At 53.0% G+C, this 18753-nt stretch carries 10 protein-coding genes and 1 riboswitch; of the genes, 7 read left to right on the plus strand and 3 right to left on the minus strand.

Translation table 11 applies throughout. The features are described from left to right. Window positions 1-13: 13 nt before the first annotated feature. The 7 genes from C6362_RS04055 to ptsP all read left to right on the plus strand — a co-directional run bounded on the left by C6362_RS04055 (window position 14) and on the right by ptsP (window position 8780). Complete coding sequence (locus C6362_RS04055) at window positions 14-1159, plus strand: D-alanyl-D-alanine carboxypeptidase family protein (RefSeq protein ID WP_014015478.1); 1146 nt, start codon at window positions 14-16, stop codon at window positions 1157-1159. Window positions 1160-1209: 50 nt separating this feature from the next. Beyond that, a riboswitch (ZMP/ZTP riboswitch) is annotated at window positions 1210-1294 on the plus strand. Between the two features lie 73 nt (window positions 1295-1367). Further along, window positions 1368-2606 (plus strand): L-lactate MFS transporter, encoded by a 1239-nt coding sequence (locus C6362_RS04060; protein WP_014015479.1) that lies wholly within the window; start codon window positions 1368-1370, stop codon window positions 2604-2606. 518 nt (window positions 2607-3124) lie between these two features. Continuing rightward, entirely contained in the window at window positions 3125-3886 is a 762-nt protein-coding gene (locus C6362_RS04065; RefSeq protein WP_014015480.1) for a DeoR/GlpR family DNA-binding transcription regulator, read from the plus strand. Continuing rightward, window positions 3883-4788 (plus strand): 1-phosphofructokinase, encoded by a 906-nt coding sequence (pfkB, locus tag C6362_RS04070; protein WP_014015481.1) that lies wholly within the window; start codon window positions 3883-3885, stop codon window positions 4786-4788. The genes C6362_RS04065 and pfkB overlap by 4 nt, the downstream gene beginning before the upstream one ends. Window positions 4789-4837: 49 nt before the next feature. Beyond that, a complete protein-coding gene (locus C6362_RS04075; protein WP_014015482.1) occupies window positions 4838-6787 on the plus strand; it encodes a PTS fructose transporter subunit IIABC in 1950 nt (649 codons plus the stop codon). An 83-nt stretch (window positions 6788-6870) separates the two neighbouring features. Beyond that, the gene (locus tag C6362_RS04080) at window positions 6871-7128 is read left to right on the plus strand and encodes an HPr family phosphocarrier protein (protein WP_014015483.1); all 258 of its coding nucleotides are present in this window, start codon (window positions 6871-6873) and stop codon (window positions 7126-7128) included. A gap of 20 nt (window positions 7129-7148) precedes the next feature. Continuing rightward, entirely contained in the window at window positions 7149-8780 is a 1632-nt protein-coding gene (ptsP, locus tag C6362_RS04085; protein WP_014015484.1) for a phosphoenolpyruvate--protein phosphotransferase, read from the plus strand. 45 nt (window positions 8781-8825) lie between these two features. On the opposite strand, the gene C6362_RS04090 is transcribed toward ptsP, so the two are convergent. From C6362_RS04090 to C6362_RS04100, 3 genes are all read right to left on the minus strand, one after another. Next, window positions 8826-9641, minus strand: coding sequence for a basic amino acid ABC transporter substrate-binding protein (locus C6362_RS04090; RefSeq protein WP_014015485.1), 816 nt, complete (start codon window positions 9639-9641; stop codon window positions 8826-8828). Window positions 9642-10061: 420 nt separating this feature from the next. Continuing rightward, entirely contained in the window at window positions 10062-11468 is a 1407-nt protein-coding gene (locus C6362_RS04095; protein ID WP_014015486.1) for a sodium:solute symporter family protein, read from the minus strand. A 166-nt stretch (window positions 11469-11634) separates the two neighbouring features. After that, the gene (locus C6362_RS04100) at window positions 11635-18732 is read right to left on the minus strand and encodes an ESPR-type extended signal peptide-containing protein (RefSeq protein WP_014015487.1); all 7098 of its coding nucleotides are present in this window, start codon (window positions 18730-18732) and stop codon (window positions 11635-11637) included. Window positions 18733-18753: the final 21 nt, after the last annotated feature.

Genomic DNA, 18753 nt, shown 5'->3' on the forward strand with positions numbered 1-18753 from the left:
AGAAGTGTACGCTATGTCTTTGAAAAAAATCCTCTGTCTGGCCGCTGCGGCCTGCCTGACCGTATCGGCTGCTGTCTTTGCCGATACACCGCAGCCGCCTGAAATCAGTGCTCATGCTGCCTATGTCATGGATGCCGATACAGGCGACACGCTCTATGCGAAAAATGCCGATGACCGGGCCTATCCGGGCAGCACGACGAAAATCATGACCTGCATCCTAGGCGTCGAACTGGGAAAGGCACAGGGTAAATTGGATCAGCCTATCAACATTACGAAAGATGTCTACGATATCGAAAGCGATGCGTCCGTCCTGGGTATCGACCCGGGCGACCAGATTACCCTGCGCAATGCCATGACCGGTATGATGACTGTATCCGGCTGTGATGCCACCATTGCCGTCGCCGAAACGGTTACGCCGAGTCAGGCCGATTTCGTCGCCAAGATGAACGAAAAAGCAGCCGCCCTGGGCTGTACGAATACTCATTTCGCTAATCCCCATGGCCTGCCGGACAGCGACCACTATTCGACAGCCCGCGATATGGCGACGATGGCCGCTTACGGCATGAAACTGCCGGAATTTCGCGATATGGTCAGCCACAGTGAATACGACATGCCCTATATCAACGGCGGCTCCAAGCACTGCACGACGACGAACTATTTCCTGACCAGCGGCTTCCCCGGTGCCAACGGCATCAAGACCGGTACGACCAATGCCGGCGGTCCCTGTCTGGTCGCATCGGCTACGCAGGACGGCCGGACCGTCATCGCCTCTATCATGAATTCGGACGACCGCTTCGGCGATGCCCAGAAACTCATGAGCTATGGCTTCTCCGTACTGAAACCGGTCGAACCGGCAGAAAACGTCTATATCCTGCGCCAGGCACCGGCAGGCCAGACCTTGTCGGATATCAAGGAAAAACAGGCCCAGGCTGCTGAATTAGCTTCCCAGCAGAAGAAAGAAGCAGCCACGGCGGCAGCTTCTACGGCTGCGGCCAAAGCACCTGCTAAAGCAGATACGGCCGTAAAGACAACGGCTGCGACAGTGGCTAAAACGGCAGCTAAGACGACGGTGAAGACCGCTGCCAAAGCGGATACGGCTAAGACAAGTAAGCCGGCTGTTTCCAGCCAGCCTTACGTTCCCTTTTCGCCGGCCGCCTAAAAAAGGATATTGACAATCTCTGTCCATATTCGTATAATAAACGCATCAGCAGATCCGTACAGGACTGACGGAATCAAGTGGAGTCACCACGTGAACTGTACGGACCCTTTCATGCCGACCGTCTGGGCAAGAGTATGCTACATATTCTTGAGCCAGGCGGCCGGTATTTTTTTTCGCCAGCCTGGCTCCTCATAAGGAGTGTTGTCTAATGAAACGAAATCGCTGGCTCATCGCCCTGTCTGCCATGGGGCTCCACCTCTGTATCGGCAGTGTCTATGCCTGGAGCGTCCTCACCAAGCCCATTATGGAATCTATGGGATTTACCCTCAAGGAAACGACGTGGACCTTTTCCCTGGCCATCTTGTTCCTCGGTTTGTCGGCCGGCTTTTTGGGCAGTTTTGTCCAGAAAATCGGGCCCCGTAAATCGGGCCTCTTATCGATGACCTGCTTCGTCACGGCCATGTTCGGTACGGCAGCAGCTCTCTACGCCCACAGCCTGCCCATGCTCTACGCCTTTTACGGCGTCATCGGCGGCATCGGCCTGGGAACGGGCTATATCACGCCCGTATCGACTCTGGTCAAATGGTTCCCGGAAAACCGGGGCTTCGCTACGGGTCTGGCCATCATGGGCTTCGGCTTTGCCAGCCTCATTGCCGGCCCGGCTATGCAGCTCTTGGTCCAGCATTTCGGCCTGGTCGCCAATTTCATCATCCTTGGCTGCGTCTATATGGTCATCATGACGGCTTCGTCGCTCTACCTGGCGTCGCCTGCTGCCGGTGACGTCCCGGCCAAGGCCGAAAAAGAAGGAACTGTCGAATATGCCGACGCCCAGCCGCAGTTCACCGTCCGCCAGGCCATGAAGACCTGGCAGTTCTACGCCATCTGGTGGCTCTTCTTCACCAACATCACCTGCGGCATCGCCCTGCTGTCCGTCGCCTCGCCGATGGCCCAGGACGTCGTCGGCATGTCGCCGTTGGCAGCGGCTTCCATGGTGGGCCTCATCGGCCTCATGAACGGTGCCGGCCGCATTGCCTGGGCGACTGTATCCGACTACCTCGGCCGCTCGGCTACATACGTCCTCTTCTTCCTTATCGAAATCCTGGCTTTCTGGCAGCTGGCCCGCGTTACCAGCGCCTTTAGCTTCCAGGTCCTGGTCCTGCTCATCATCTCCTGCTATGGCGGCGGCTTCTCGTGCATGCCGGCCTATCTCAGCGACCTCTTCGGCACGAAATACCTCAGCGCCATCCACGGCCGTATCCTCACGGCCTGGGGGGCTGCCGGCGTCGCCGGTCCCCTGGTCCTGTCGCTTATCAAAGAAAATACCAATAGCTACGCCGTGACGCTGTACTTCTTCGTCGGCGCCTTCGTCGCTGCCCTGGCCTTGATGATTTTCCTGAAATACCGCACCCGCCACGGCATCGCCAGGGTCGCAGAAGCGCGGGGATAATCGTTCATCGTAGGGGTCGCCACGTGGGCGACCCGTTCGGAAATTGGGGGATTCTCCTAGAAAAATGATTGGAAAATTCACATATCCTGAAGCGGGCGCCCCACGTGGTCGCCCCTACAATGAAAAAAGCTGTCGCTTATGCGGCAGCTTTTTTTCGACGAACGATGAACGCCATCGCTGAAAGCGGTAAATCATTCACGGCCTGTGGCCTTGTGCGTAGGGGACGTCCTGTTAAGGCGTCCCGTTGTGAACAATGGAAGATATACCCAACTGGTCCATGAGGCATGGCTTTGCGGCCGGCGAATAATGATATCGACGAACAGCATTTCGCGGGATTCCCACAACGGGCCGCCCTTTGGGACGGCCCCTACTACGAATGTGAATAAAATCACTTAATGAGTTGGGCGCATAGATGAATGAAAATGATTGCTTTTTGATTATAATGATTGGATTTGATTGAAATTGATTGAATATAACGGTATAATGAGGCCAAAGGAGGATAAAAGGGAAGTGATACGATGTTGACAGAAGAAAGACATGAAAAAATCATGCGTCTTGTCAATACGAGCGGTGCCGTTTCGGTCCAGGACTTAGTAAGTTTTCTGAACATTTCCGAATCGACGGTCCGCCGGGATTTGCTCACGCTGGACCGCGAAGGCCGTCTGCGCCGCGTCCATGGCGGGGCCACGACGCTGCGCGATGATTCTTCGTATGAAGCGGATATGGAAAACCTGCAGGATAAATATTCCATCCATATGAGCGACAAACGCCGCATCGCCCAGTATGCGGCCAGCCTGATCAAGAAAGATGATTTCGTCTATCTCGATGCCGGTTCGACGACAGAGCAGATGGCCGATTTCCTGGCCGGGTCCGAAGCGACTTTCGTGACCAACAGCATCCCGCTGGCTCAGAAATTAGGGCGCAGCGGCAGCCGCATCTATATCCTGCCCGGACGGGTCAAAGGCGATACGGAAGCCATTGTCGGCAGCGAAATGCGGGACATGATCGGCCGCTATCATTTCACCAAAGGGTTCTTCGGAGCCAATGGGATCGCTCCCCATTCCGGCTGTACGACGCCAGATGATGAAGAAGCTGTCTGCAAGCGCGCTGCCGTCGGCCAGTGCCTGGACCGCTTCGTCCTGGCCGATTCCAGTAAATTCGGTTTATCTTCGCACATTACTTTTGCAGATTTATCAATGGTTACGCTGATTACGGCAAAGGCCGAAGAGCACATTGACTACCGGCCGTATCAGCAGATTACGGAGGTGCATATCCTGTGATTTATACAGTTACGTTCAATCCATCCTTAGACTATGTCGTCCACATGAAGACCTTTACGGCCGGTGATATCAACCGCGCCGAACAGGAAATGATTTATCCCGGCGGCAAGGGCATCAATGTATCCCTCGTCCTGGGGAACCTTCACATCCCGTCCAAGATGCTCGGCTTCATCGCCGGTTTTACGGGCCGGGAAATTGAACGGCTGGCCAAAGCCAATGGCGGCGATACGGATTTCATCGTCCTCGATGAAGGCTGCTCGCGCATCAACCTCAAAGTCAGCGCCGATGATGAAACGGCTGTCAACGGCATGGGACCGCATATTCCGGAAGAAAAACTGCAGGCCCTGCTGACTCAGATCGATACCCTCAAAGCTGGCGACACGCTGGTCCTGGCTGGCAGTATTTCCAGCGATATCCCCGATGATATTTACGAACAGATCCTCAAACGCCTCCAGGGCCGCGGAATCCGCGTCGTCGTCGATGCTACGGGCGACCTTTTGAAGAATGTCATCAAATATAAACCGTTCCTCATCAAGCCGAACAACTTTGAATTAGGCGAACTGTTCAGCGTCGACCTCCATACGGATGAAGAAATCACGGTCTGCGCCAAACAGCTCCAGGCCATGGGGGCCCGCAACGTCCTCGTCTCCCTCGGCGGCGACGGCGCCCTGCTCCTCGGCGAAGACGGCCAGGTATACCGCCGCCAATCCCCAAATGGCACGCTGGTCAACTCCGTCGGCGCCGGCGACAGCATGGTCGCTGGCTTCCTGGCCGGCTTTGAAGCGTCGAAAGGCGACCTCAACGAAGCCCTGAAAATGGGCATCAGCGCCGGTAGTGCTTCGGCTTTCCATGAATGGCTGGCTACGGAAGACGATATCAAAGAAGTATACGCGGCCTTATAAAGAAACACGTAGTTTTGTGTAGAAAGTTGAGAAGAGAAGGAGAGAAATAATGCGTATTGTAGATTTACTCAAGAAACAGAGCATCGACCTCAATGCGTCTGTAGCCGACAAAGCTGCTGCCATCGACCACCTGGTCGACCTCATGGCTGCCGGTGGCAACCTGAACGACAAAGAGCTGTACAAACAGCGCGTCCTGGCTCGTGAACAGGAAGGAAGTACGGGTATCGGCGAAGGCATCGCTATTCCCCATGCCAAGACGGAAGCCGTCAATGAACCGGGCCTGGCTTCGATGATCGTCCGCGACGGCGTCGACTACGAAAGCCTCGACGACGAACCGGCTCACCTGTTCTTCCTCATCGCCGCTCCGGCTGGCGGTGCCAACGTCCATCTGGAAGTCTTGAGCCGCCTGAGCCGTATGCTCATGGACGACGATTTCCGCGACAACCTGATGAATGCCAAGACACCGGAAGAATACCTGGCTATCATCGATAAAGCTGAAGCCGAACAGGTCGCAGCCGAAGAAGAAGAAGCTGCTGCCGAAGCGGCCGCCGAAGAAGCACCGGCTGAACCGGAAACGGCAGCTCCGTCGGACCGTCCTTACGTCATCGGCGTTACAGCCTGCCCGACGGGCATTGCCCATACCTACATGGCGGCAGAAGCCCTGGAAAACAAAGCCGCTGCCATGGGTGTCGACATCAAAATCGAAACGAATGGCTCCGGCGGTGTCAAGAACCACCTGACCCAGGCCGATATCGACCGCGCTGTCGGCGTCATCGTCGCCTGCGATAAAGACGTACCGGTCCAGCGTTTTGCCGGCAAACCGGTCATCTTCACGAAAGTCGCCAACGGTATCAAGATTCCGGAAGAACTCATCCAGACCGTCCTCGACGGCAAGGCTCCTATTTATCAGGGCAATGATTCTTCGTCGGAAGCTGTCGACGTCGAAAGCGCTGAAAAAGAAAGCGTCGGCCGCCAGATTTATAAACACCTGATGAACGGCGTATCCCATATGCTTCCCTTCGTCATCGGCGGCGGGATCCTCATCGCCCTGGCCTTCCTCTTCGATATGGACAACGCCGGTGCGGCCAACTTCGGCAGCGGCACACCGCTGGCTGCCTTCCTGAAGAACGTCGGTGGCCTTTCCTTCAGCATGATGATGCCGATCCTGGCAGGCTATATCGCCATGAGTATCGGCGAACGGCCGGCCCTCATGCCCGGTATCGTCGGCGGCTTCCTGGCGACGACAGGCGGATCCGGTTTCTTCGGCGCCCTCTTTGCTGGTTTCATTGCAGGGTACCTCATCATTTTCTTGAAAAAAGCCTTGTCCCATCTGCCGGAAGCTTTGGACGGCACGAAGTCCATCCTCTTCTATCCGGTCCTCGGCCTGGTCCTCATCGGCGTCATCATGACCTATATCATCAATCCGCCGACGTCCATCTTCAATACCTGGCTTTTTGATGTCCTCAACAGCATGACCACGTCGAGCCGCATCGTCCTCGGCTTCATCCTCGGCGGCATGATGTCCATCGACTTCGGCGGCCCGATCAACAAAGCGGCTTACGTCTTCGGCACGGCATCCCTCATGAGTGCCAGCGGTCAGGCTGTCAGCTCGGGCATCATGGCTTCGGTCATGGTCGGCGGCATGGTTCCGCCTCTGGCTATTGCCTTGGCCATGCTCCTCTTTAAAGGCAAATTCACGCCGAAAGAACGCCAGTCGACGATTACCAACTTCATCATGGGCCTGTCCTTCATTACCGAAGGGGCTATTCCTTTCGCCGCATCGGACCCGGTCCATGTCATCCCGCCCTGCGCTATTGGCGCAGCCGTTGCTGGTGCTCTTTCCATGCTCTTTAATTGCACTCTTCCGGCTCCGCACGGTGGCATTTTCGTCTTCGGCGTCATCACAAACTGGCCTATGTATATCGCAGCCTTAGTCGCCGGCGTCATCGTCGCAGCTATCCTGCTCGGTATTTTCCGCAAAAAACGTCCGCAAGACTAATTGCGTTATCTTTATAAATCGTATACACTATATAATATAGATTTATCTCACTATTTTATATTTCCTAAAAGGAGGAATTTGTCATGAAAGAATTCGAATTTGTTGTCACCGATCCCCAGGGTATCCACGCTCGTCCGGCTGGCCTTTTGGTTAAAGAAGCGAAGAAATTTGAATCCAACATCAGCGTATTCAAAGGCGCCCGCAAAGGCGATTTGAAGAAAATCTTCACCATCATGGCCCTTGGCGTAAAACAGGGCGAAACGATTAAAGTACAGGTAGAAGGCGCAGACGAAGAACAGGCAGCTAGCGCTGTAGAAGCCTTCTTGAAAGAAAACTTCTAATTCTTTGAGGAGGAAAGTACATGCTGACGTTAAAAGGTAAAAGTGTCTTCTCCGGTATCAGCATCGGACCCTTGGCACTGTTCCATCGCAATACGATTTCTACGGCCGTACGGCCTATTGATGATGCCGAAGCTGAAGTCGCCCGCTTCCAGAAAGCCCGCGAAGAAGCTATTGGCCAGCTCAAGGACTTGTATGTCAAGGCTGTAGATAAAGTCGGTGAAGAACAAGCGGCTGTCTTTGAAGTCCATCAGATGATGCTCGATGACGACGATTACGTCGAAGGCATCGAAACGAAAATCCGCGATGAAAAAATGAATGCTGAAGCGGCTGTCGACCAGACGGCCCAGGAATTTGCCGAAATGTTCCGTTCCATGGAAGACGCTTATATGCAGGCTCGTGCCGCTGATGTCCTGGATATTTCCCGTCGTGTCGAACAGCAGCTCTGTGGCGGCCCTGGCATCGATTTCAGCAACTATGACCACGTCATCATTGCTGCTGACGACCTGGCTCCCAGCGAAACTCTGCAGCTCGATACGGATAAGATTCTCGGTTTCGTAACCTCGGGAGGCAGCACGAATTCGCATACGGCAATCCTGGCCCGCACGCTGGGCATTGCCGCCGTCGTCAGCACGGGCACACAGCTCCACAATGACGTCGACAACATGACGGCCATCATCGACGGTACGACGGGTACGGTCTACATCAACCCCGATGACGAAACGATGGCTGCCATGAAGCAGAAACAGAAAGAAGAAGAACTGCGCGTCGCCGCCCTGGAACAGGTCCGCGGTGTCCCGACGGTCACGAAAGATGGCAAGAAGATCAATCTCTATGCCAACATCGGCAACCCGGGCAATCTGCCTCAGGTCCTGGCCAACGATGCCGAAGGCATCGGCCTCTTCCGCAGTGAATTTCTCTATCTCGAAAGCAGCGATTATCCGACAGAAGACCAGCAATTCGAAGCCTATAAACAGGCGGCCGAAGCTTTGGGCGGCAAAACCGTCGTCATCCGTACCCTGGATATCGGCGCCGATAAGAAAGTCGACTACTTCCAGCTCGACCCGGAAGAAAACCCGGCTATGGGCATGCGGGCTATCCGCATCTGCCTGACCCGCGTCGACCTCTTCAAGACGCAGCTTCGCGCCCTCCTGCGCGCTTCGGCTTATGGCAAGATTGCCATCATGTTCCCGATGATCATTTCCGTCTGGGAAGTACAGCGGTGCAAAGAAATCCTCAATGAAGTCCGTCAGGAATTGGATGAAAAAGGTATTGCCTATGATAAGGACATGGAAATCGGCATCATGGTCGAAACGCCGGCCGCTGCCGTCATGAGTGAAGAACTGGCTAAAGAAGTAGACTTCTTCAGCATCGGTTCTAATGACTTGACGCAGTACACCCTGGCCATCGACCGTCAGCAGACCAAGCTCGATGCCTTCTTCGATCCCCATCATCCGGCTGTCCTCAAGCTCATCCAGATGACCATCGAAAACGGTCATAAAGCCGGCATCTGGGTCGGCATCTGCGGCGAACTTGGTGCAGACCTGACACTGACCGAAACGTTCCTGCGCATGGGCGTAGACGAACTCTCCGTCAGCCCACCGTCGGTCCTGCCGCTCCGTGAAAAAGTACGCTCTCTCGATTTGAGCAAGTGATAAAAAAAAGAGGCTGTCGCATTAAGACAGCCTCTTTTTTATTACTTATTTCAACACTTCATCCGAGCTGGTCGGGAGGTTCGGCATATCGGTGTTGAACCATTTCTTGTAGATTTTCTGGAATTCGCCTGTTTCTTTCAGTTTTGCCATAGCGTCGTTGACTTGTTTCAACAATTCTTTATTGTCTTTGTTGATGGCGAAGGCCAGGTATTCCGGCTTGATATTGGGGATGTCGATGACATCGAATTTTCCTTTGCCGTCCTGGGTCAGGAAGTAATCGGCAACCGGTTTGTCGAGGATAGCTGCCGGCGAGCCGCCGACCTGGAGTTCCATAATGGCTTCGGAGTTATTGTCGAACTGTTTGATTGTATAGCCCTGTTCTTCCGCGTATTTGGCACCAGTCGTACCAATCTGGACGGCAATCTGCTTGCCCTGCAGGTCGGCTACGGAATGGATGTTGCTGTTCTTCGGCGTCAGGATGACCAGTTTCGATTCGTAGAACGGAGCGGCAAAGGCGACTTTCTGTGCCCGTTCCTTGGTCACCGTCATGCCCGTGGCGGCAATATCCATGTCACCTTGTTGAATGATGGGGATGATGCCCGAAAAAGCGATGTTGTTAAATTCGACGTCCCGGCCCATTTCTTTGGCGACGGCGCGGATCAGATCCATTTCAAAACCCTTGTATTCCGACGATTCGTCGCTGTCCTTAAATTCAAAAGGAACGAACGTCGCATTGGTGGCGACGCGAAGCGGCTTTTTCGCATCGTTGGCAGTATCTTTCTTGTCGCTGCCGCAGCCGGCCAGCATGGACGCAGCCAAGACACCCGTAAGTAAAGCAGCACCTAATTTTTTCGTATCCATACAATCCCCTCCAGAAATTGAATAAAAATAAATTTATGTTTATTATTATACCTATTTTATGGAAAAAAGTAAAGGGCTTGTCGCACAACGACTAGCCCTTTATCGTTGTTCATATTTCGTAGGGGCGACCACGTGGGGCGCACGCTCCTGGGGATGTACGAATCTTCCGCCTACGGTTAACTTGCTGGAGAAATCGTACATATCCCGAAGCGGGCCACGAGCCACGAACTGCGATTCAGCGGGATTCCCAAAAGCGGGCCGCCTTGACAGGACGGCCCCTACGATGCAGCCTACAGGCTGCGAGCTCCTAACCACGAGCCACGAGCCACGAGCCACGAGCCACAATTCAACGGGATTTCCACAAGCGGGCCGCCTTGACAGGACGGCCCCTACAAGCAACTAGCAGTCAGCTGCTAGTTGCTACTCCTTCAACTCCGGCATCTTGATGGGTGTTTTATCTACGAGGCGGACGATGAGGAGGGTGATGATGCAGATGACCCATTCAAAGTAAATGACGTGGGGCAGAATGCGGATCTGCGGGCAGAGCTGCCAGGCAAAGAGTCCGATGATGCCGACAAGGGTCGTCCAGAAAGCCGTGTTCTTGCGGCACAGGGACGGGCAGAACATGGTGCACAGGAAGACCAGGGTGAAGGCCGTCGTCAGGCTCAGGCCGATGAGCATGACTTTGACGATGCCGACGGCATTGAAGGCCAGCCACAGCGTACCAGCGCCGATGATGAGGATGATCAGGCGGTTGGCTTTGACATAGCTCATTTCTGAAATATTCGGTTTGATAAAACGTTTAAAAATGTCCTGAGAGATGAGGGTACCGGCGCCGAGGAGAATCGTGCAGGCCGTCGATACATCGGCCGCCCAGAGGGCAGCCAGGGTCATACCTGACGAGAACGGGTCGAGGCTCATGATGATCTGGGGCAGGGCCATGGTCGGGTTGATGCCCGGGAACTGGGCTTTCGCAGCCAGGCCGAGAATAGCCGACAAGAAGCCGATCGGGAAGATGAGCAGGCCGCCGAGGATGAAGCCTTTGCGGGCGGCGCTGGCATTCTTAGCCCCGCAGGCAATCTGGACCGGGCCCTGGGCCGTGATGGCCTGGGTCGTCATGACGATGATCCAGCCGATGAGGACGGCAAAAGACAAGCCGCCCATGGGCGAAAACCAGTTGAAGTCCGCTGCCGGCAGAGCGGCGTTGATGCCGCTGATACCGCCGTCGCGGAGCAGGATGCGGACCAGGGAATAGATGATGCCGAGATAAATGACGGTGACACTGAGGATATTGGATAACCCGGAGGACCAGAGACCGCCAATGGCCGTGATGCCGACGAAGACGATAGCGCTGGTGATCATGCCGGCGTGCATGGAGAAGATGTCCGGCATGAGGGCGTGTAAAATGGAACCGCCGGCGACGTACTGCAGGGACGTGATGCAGATCATGATCAGGGACAAGCCGATGACGCTGATGATGCGGGCTTTTTTGTCGTAACTCCGTTCAAAGAGTTCCGGAATCGTCGTGCAGTTCAGGGAACGATACTTGCCGGCAGCGACGAAACCCATGACGATGGCGCCGATAGCCCAAGCCGCATTGTACCAGCCCGCAGCCAGGCCGATTTTCGTCGCACTTTCAGCGACGCCGACTGTCGAAGCCGCACCGACGGCCATGCCGGTGATACTGACGGCGACCAGGCCTGAAGAAAAGTGACGGCCTGCAAATAAATACTCCGTCGGGTTCTGACTGGCCCGGCGTTTGACATAGAAAGAAATGGCAAATAATAAAATGATGTATAAGATGACAATACACAATTGAATCGACATTTTCTCTCCATCCTCCTTTAACTTATAAAATTTAAAATTCGCAACGTTGGTTCCATCTACAGGAACATAATATGCCAATAATTGACATTATTATAGGCTAAAATGAAGAAAAATACAAGGAGGAGGAAAAAAGGCTTGTCGCCGTGCGACAAGCCCTTTTTTTACGCTATGCTTTTTTCTGTGCGGCCATGGCCTGGAGTTCTGGTTTAAATTCTTCTACCAGTTTCTTTTCGGCTTTGGCGCCTTTCGAGAGGGCGTTGTAGATGATTTCTGCCATTTCGTAGCGGGTCATCGTACGGTCGCCGTGGTATTTACCGTCTTCGTAGCCCTGGATGACGCCGTTGCCAGCGAGGCGGCTTACGGCTTCATAAGCCCAGTGGTTTTCCGGAACGTCCGGGAAGTCTTTGGACATATTCGGATTGATGACCGACAGGAGGGCATCGAGGCGGTTGGTCAGGGAGTCGATCTGCTTCTGCATCGCTTTTTCCCGTTCCGTCAAGCCGTTCGTGGCGTTGCGTCTTGCCTTGTTGCCGCCCTGGCCGATGCGGAGGGAAATGCCGCCGCCATACATGTTTTCGCCAGTGCCGAAGGACGACGAAACATTGACCATGACGTTTTCATTCGGCCGGTAGAAGGCGCCGATGGCCGTAGCCGTTTCGCCTTTGTAACCGCCGACGGCAGCTGCAATGTTCCACTTGGAATCAGCGTCAAATTCGAGAGGATGCAGGTTGGCCAGTGCTGCTGCGTTAGCCCCGACTTTGTCGACGCGGCTGTCCAGCTTGTTGACCTTGTTTTCAACGCCCGTGACGCGTTCATTGGTCTGATAGAGCTGGGCCCCGTTGACGGCGTCCGTGCTATTGGCCGAAAGGTCACCGGCTGCCACGTTGACAACCTTCTGATTGTTGGCGTTGATGCCGCTTTCGCTGATGTAAGTCTTGTCACCGACCTTGTAGGAAGAAGCGGTCATGCTGCCAGCAACCGTAGCGTTGCCACCGACGCTGAGATCTTTTTCCATAGTGACAATATCCTTAAAGGTGGCTGTGCCATCGAAGGTAGACGTGCTGGTGACGTGGAGCGTATCCGTCGTCGTGCCACCTTTGATAGTAGCACCGTTGTTGACGACAAGTTTATTTGTCGTCGTTGTCCCGTTTACAGTCAGGTCTTTCTGAACCGTAGCGTTGGATTCCATGGTGACGTTGCCTTTCAGGTCAGATGTGCCATTGACAGTTAAGTTCTTGCCAACGTTTGCATTGCCCTGCAGGTCCGAATCGCCTTTGACAGTCAGTTTCTGATCAACCGTTGCATTGCCATGGACACCGAGGTCCTTCATGACTTCGGCATAATCCATCTTAGCCTGACCCGTTTCAATCGTGTTGCCAGAAATGGTGGTCTTTGTGACAGTCCCTTCTTTAATGGCCGTATTGTGTGCCTTATTTTCGAAGGTAGTACCATTGGTATCACTGGTCACTGTGTTATCGCCGGTAATATTAGTAATCTTAGTGGCTACGTTACCAATTTCTCCATCAGCAAAGTTCAGGATGTCGCCGGAAGCTTCATTTAGAATATCTTTCGACTTGTTGTAAATAGTGCCGCCTTCCGCAGTATTGGTGATACCATCAGCAGTCATTTCGCTCTTCACAGCAGAGCCATCACCAATCTGACTGGTAATCTTTTCAGAAGCTTTGTTGGTAATGTTCTTGGCACTCAGGCTGCTGTCGCCGGTCACCGTGGTAGTCTGGCTGCCGCCGATGGTGTTGACCTGGTCACCGGTAATGCTATTGGTCTGCTTGCCAGTTACTGTCGTGCTCTGGTCGCCATTGACTTTCGTAGTCTGGCTGCCGTAGGTTTCGTTCACGGCACCCTTCACGGTTTCAGTCTTGTTACCGCTGACCGTATTGGTCTGATCCTTGGCTACCACAGTAGTCTGGTTGCCACCAATGTTCGTGCTCTGGTCGCCATCTACGGTAGTTGCCTGGCTGCCGTACTTCTCGGTTACAGAACCCTTGACAGTTTCGGTCTTGCTGCCGCTGACATTATTGGTCTGGTTACCGGTTACGATGGTAGTCTGGTTGCCGCCCACAGAGGTCTTCTGGTCGGTCTTGACGTTGGTCTCCAGGGCATTGAAGTTTTCAGTTTCGGTGCCCTTCACATTGACGGTACGGTTGCCGGAAACCGTGGTGGTCTGGTTGCCCGTTACCGCATGGGTTTCGTCGCCGCCCACCTTCGTGCTCAGGTCGGACTTGTAATCTTCCGTGACCTTGCCGGTTACGGTGGTGGTGCTGGTCCCCATGATGGTGTCGATCAGGTTGCCGCCGACGGTGTTGGTCATGTTCCCAGTGGTGGTATTGCTGATGTTTGCAGCGCTGTTGCTGATATCGCCGCTGGTGGTATTGGTGATGCCGCTGGCCGTCATGGTGCTGCCGGTGGTATTGGTGCCATCGGTCACGGCTGCACTGATGGTACCGGTGCCGGAATCTTTCACCACATCCAGGATCGTGGAACCGTTCACCAGGGCATCTTCCATCTTAGTAGCTGTCTTAGACGTAGCGCTGTACTGGGTATCGCTGGCTTTGATCAGCTGTTCCGATTTGTCTACGGTGTTGCTGCTGTTGTTGACCTTGGTTCCGTCGGTAATGGAGGAAGCGAGGCTTCCGGCATTCTGGTTCACAACCGTGGTGTTGGTGCCGTCCGTTACGGAAGAGGCAACCTGGTCCGCCTTCTGCAGGCTGTTGGAGGTATTGGTTCCATCGGTAATGTTGGTGTTGGTCTGACCGGCTACGGTGTCGATGGTGGTCTTCTTGTCACCATCAATCAGCTGGGATTTTTCTTCTGCTGCACCGCGGAGATAGGAAGCGGTCTTGCCATCAGCCTGGCTCATTTCTTCTTTAGTCTGATAAGACAGCTGGGTGGAAGTATTGGAACCGGCATCGTTCGTCACTTTCTGTACGATGGAGCTGGTAGCATCGGTTTCTACATCGATAGCCTTGTTGGTAATCTTGTTCTTCGCTTCGTTGGTGATGTTTTCTGCCGTCAGGCTGCTGTCACCAGTTACAGTCGTGGTCTGATTGCCACCTACCGTGGTGCTCAGGTTAGCTTTATAGTCTTCCGTTACATCGCCGGTCACCGTGGTAGTCTGGCTGCCGCCGATGGTGTTGACCTGGTCACCGGTAATGCTATTGGTCTGCTTGCCGGTTACTGTCATGCTCTGGTCGCCATTGACTTTCGTAGTCTGGCTGCCATAAGTTTCGCTCACCGCGCCTTTGACGGTTTCCGTCTTGCTGCCACTGATGGTATTGGTCTGGTTGCCAGTTACCACATTTTCCTGATTGCCGCCCACATGGGTGCTCTGGTCACCATCAACCGTAGTTGCCTGGCTGCCATAAGTTTCGCTCACAGCACCTTTGACGGTTTCGGTCTTGCTGCCGCTTACGGTATTCTGCTGATTGCCGGCTACGATGTTGGTCTGGTTGCCACCTACAGAAGTTCTTTGATTCGTCTTGATGCTGGTGACCTGGGCATTGAAGTTTTCCGTTTCCGTCCCTTTCACATTGACCGTACGGTCTCCGGACACGGTATTGGTCTGGCTGCCAGCTACATAATGGGTTTCATTGCCGCCAACCTTGGTAGACAGGTCGGACTTGTAGTCTTCTGTGACCTTGCCGGTAACTGTTTCCGTCAGAGTTCCTTTTACGGTATTGCTCTGGTTACCAGTTACTTCGGTACTCATATCACCACCAACAGTCGTCGTCAGATTCTTGCCAATGGTATTGGTCATGTTATCTGTCGTAGTGTTGGTGATGTTCTTGGCGTTGTTGCTCAAGGTTTCCGAAGCAATGTTAGCAATGTTCTTGGCATCGTTTGTAATACTTCCATTCTTAGCTGTATTAGTGATATTTTCCGAAGCTGTATTTTCGATATTTTTAGCAGTGTTGGAAATAGTACCGTTATTAGCTGTATTGGAAATATTTCCATTGGTCGATGTATTGGTAATGTTATTTGCTGCTTCATTGGAAATCGTATCCGATGCTTTATTGACCAATTTCTGAGCTTCGTTAGTGATAGTACCCTGTTTTGCCGTATTGGTAATATCCGTCGTAGTCTGGGCGGAAGAAGTCGTGTTGGTTCCATCGGTGACTTCGCTGGTGATGTTATCTACCTTCTGATCTACCTTGGAGAATACCGTATCAGACGAATTAATCTGATTCAGGATTTCATTGACACGCTGCTGGAACGTCGAGGTCTTACCTTCCTTATCTTGGAGGACACTACTGGATTTCGTTGCACTCTGAGTTGCTGTATTGGTGTTACTATCTTTATCCTTCAGTGTGCTCTGTGACTGAGTAGATGTCTGTGTAGACAGGTTGCTGTTCTTTTCAGAATCGATAACCTTGGACGTTACATCGTTGCCTTCTACAGTCAAAGTACTCTTGTTCCAGTTACCATCTGCATCGGTAGATTTCGCCCATGTAGAAGTGCCGTTTTCATCATAATCAATGGCACTTTCTTTTTCACTGCCATCTTTCGTGCTGGTAGCTTTCTTATAGGACGTGATTTCACCGGCTGCCACTTTCGTGCTGGCCGTTACGTTGTTGTCACCTACAATACCATTCTTGGTCAGGTCGATTTCATCCACATTCAGCTTGCCATTGACCGTTAAGTCACCGCCGATGGTGGCATTGCCGCTGGTGGTGATGGTTTCAGCGCTCAGGTTCTTCACACCGGTGAGGTTGCCATTCTGCATAGTTGCCGTGCCATCAGAGATGCTCTTACCCTGGATAGCGCCGCCGGCGGTCAGGTCACCGGTAATGGTGGCGCTGCCTGCTGTGAGAGCGCCCTGGATGGAAGCGCTGGCTCCCGTAATGGCGCCGCCTGCGTGGATATCACCCACTGCAGAGATGTTGCCTGTGGAAGTTACGGTGCCGCCGGTAATGGTACCGCTGGTATTGATGTTGCCATTGGTAATGGTAGCAATCCCATCGGTCAGGGTCTTGCCGGTTACTGTTCCGTTGCTCATGGAAGCACCCTTACCGTCGGTTACTGTTTCGCCGGTGATAGTTGCCTTAGAAGTGACATTTCCATTTTCATCCACGGTGAAAGCCCCGTTGGCCCCTTTGATCTTGCCGTCAGCGCTCATAGCTGCTTTGGCTTCGCTATAGGTATCGCCGCCGGTGTAGACACCGTCTTTATCCACCACCGTGCTGTTGGTGCCAACCTTGATTCCATTTTCGTTCATGGTGATCTGGTTGTCCTTGCCCTTGTTCAGGATCATTTCATTGGCATCGGTCTTGGAAGTGGTCACCATACCGTCATCAGCCACCGTCGTGGTGTTCTTTTGCAGCACGTTGTCTTCGCTCAGGCTCAGGCCGCTGTTCACGGCTTCCGCCAGTTTTTTATCAGCCCCGATGCGGGCTTCTTTTTCGGCGGCGTCGGCTGCGTTCAGAGCCGCAAACCCATTGGCCATATTGGTATTGATGGTATTGAACCCATCCACCATATTCTGGTTGACCTGTTCAATGACCTTGTCTTGGGCTGCATCGGCACCGATCCGGGCTGACGTTTCCTTAGCAAGGGCCGCATCGAGATTAGTTACGTTTTCACCGATGGTTTTGGCCGCTTTCACAATGGCCCCATCCTGTACGGTGGCATCGGTCTTGCTCACATAATTGTCAGAAGTCTGTTTTTCCAGATATTCTTTCACATTGGTGATACGTTCGTTCAGAGCTGTATCGCCAGCTTCACGAGCAGCCGTTTCCGTATTGAGGTCACTTTGCAACTGATTCGTCGTTTCGTGAATCGCATTTGCTTCGTTTGTAATGCGTTCGTTCAGTTCATTATCGGCCGCCTCACGAGCAGTCGTTTCCGTATTCAGGTCATCCTGCAATTTATTCGTGGTTTCGTGGATTGCATTGGCTTCGTTCGTAATCCGTTCATTCAGTTCATTGTCTTTAGCTTCACGAGCCGCAGCTTCGTTATTAATATTGGTCTGCAGCTGTTTATCCGCATTTTCCAGATTGGTAACCGAATATTTGCGCTTCCGTGCTTCTTCCTCAATGGCATCGGCATTGGCTTTGGCTTGCGTATCGAGGGCAACGATATTTTCGCCTACCGTATTGCCGGCCGTTACATAATTCCCGCTGATAAGGGTATTATCCACGACGCCCTGCATGCCGACGACTTTATTTTTAGCGGTAATATTGGTCTGGGAAACGATTTCGTTACCGTTGATGGTAGACTGGGAAGTCAAGGTACCTTTGACCAGAGCATTGCCATCCACGTTCAGGTTGCCACGGCTGTTCAGGCTGCCCGCATTGACGGCACCGCCTACATTGGCGTTGTGGCCTACGCTGATAGAATTGGTCACCCTGGCAGAGCCGGCAGTGAGTTTATCGCTTACATCGACAGAAGCGGCGCTGATATTGCCCGTAGCGTCGATGCTGCCCGTGGAAATGGCATTGCCTTTAATGGTGGTAGAGGACGAAGAAGTTCCATCATTATAAGTAAAGGTTGTCCCGGTCGATTTAGCAGTAGCAACCTGGGAATATTCTCCTGCAGTATCTCCCGCAGTATCAATAATCTGTCCATTTGAAGATGTACTGGAAATGTCATTAGTTGCCTTGCTCACAATCGCTCCAGTTCTGGCGCGATATTCTGTATAAGCTGTACCGCCATCATTGGCAAGTCCTGCCGCCTCATTATTGACTACACCAATCTGTGCTCCGCTTCCATTGACCTGAAGAGTTGCGCTATACTGATTGCCCTTATATGTCATGGATTCATTAATAGAAGTACTATTAGCATCTGCTACTCTGGTAAGAGAGGCTGTCTTAGTTTCAACCGCGGAAGTTCTGGAATCCAGTTTGGTATCCGCCGCTTCACGGGCTGCTGCTTCATTATCGATATTGGTCTGCAGCTGTTCATCCGCAGTTTTCAGATCCGAAATATCACTGGTATTTTTACTTACAGTCGTATTTTTGGCATATTCACCTAGCTGAATGTCTACGCCATCTTTCGTATAAACCGTCTGCTCTGTACCAGACACATCTTTGACAGTAACATAATCATCAGCAGCTGATACATATCCCGCTCCGAGGGGGCTAATCAATAAAGCTGCTACGGCTGCCAGTACAGCCCGTTTCGCCATACGGCCCGTGCTCGTGGATTTGCTCGTTCCTTTGGCTAATTCTGAAGCTACGACGTAGCAATTTTTTGTTTTACTCCATATGACTTTAAATATCCTATTCATATTTTCGCATCCTTTCTGCATTAAAATTCGTCCTCGACCCTA

The organism is Megasphaera elsdenii DSM 20460 (assembly GCF_003010495.1).
In the GTDB taxonomy this organism is placed as follows: Bacteria; Bacillota; Negativicutes; order Veillonellales; family Megasphaeraceae; genus Megasphaera; species Megasphaera elsdenii.

Coding starts and splice junctions, on each gene's coding strand:
- C6362_RS04055 (WP_014015478.1), top strand. CDS start 14: ATGTCTTTGAAAAAAATCCTCTGTCTGGCCGCTGCGGCCTGCCTGACC.
- C6362_RS04060 (WP_014015479.1), top strand. CDS start 1,368: ATGAAACGAAATCGCTGGCTCATCGCCCTGTCTGCCATGGGGCTCCAC.
- C6362_RS04065 (WP_014015480.1), top strand. CDS start 3,125: ATGTTGACAGAAGAAAGACATGAAAAAATCATGCGTCTTGTCAATACG.
- C6362_RS04075 (WP_014015482.1), top strand. CDS start 4,838: ATGCGTATTGTAGATTTACTCAAGAAACAGAGCATCGACCTCAATGCG.
- C6362_RS04080 (WP_014015483.1), top strand. CDS start 6,871: ATGAAAGAATTCGAATTTGTTGTCACCGATCCCCAGGGTATCCACGCT.
- ptsP (WP_014015484.1), top strand. CDS start 7,149: ATGCTGACGTTAAAAGGTAAAAGTGTCTTCTCCGGTATCAGCATCGGA.
- C6362_RS04090 (WP_014015485.1), bottom strand. CDS start 9,641: ATGGATACGAAAAAATTAGGTGCTGCTTTACTTACGGGTGTCTTGGCT.
- C6362_RS04095 (WP_014015486.1), bottom strand. CDS start 11,468: ATGTCGATTCAATTGTGTATTGTCATCTTATACATCATTTTATTATTT.
- C6362_RS04100 (WP_014015487.1), bottom strand. CDS start 18,732: ATGCAGAAAGGATGCGAAAATATGAATAGGATATTTAAAGTCATATGG.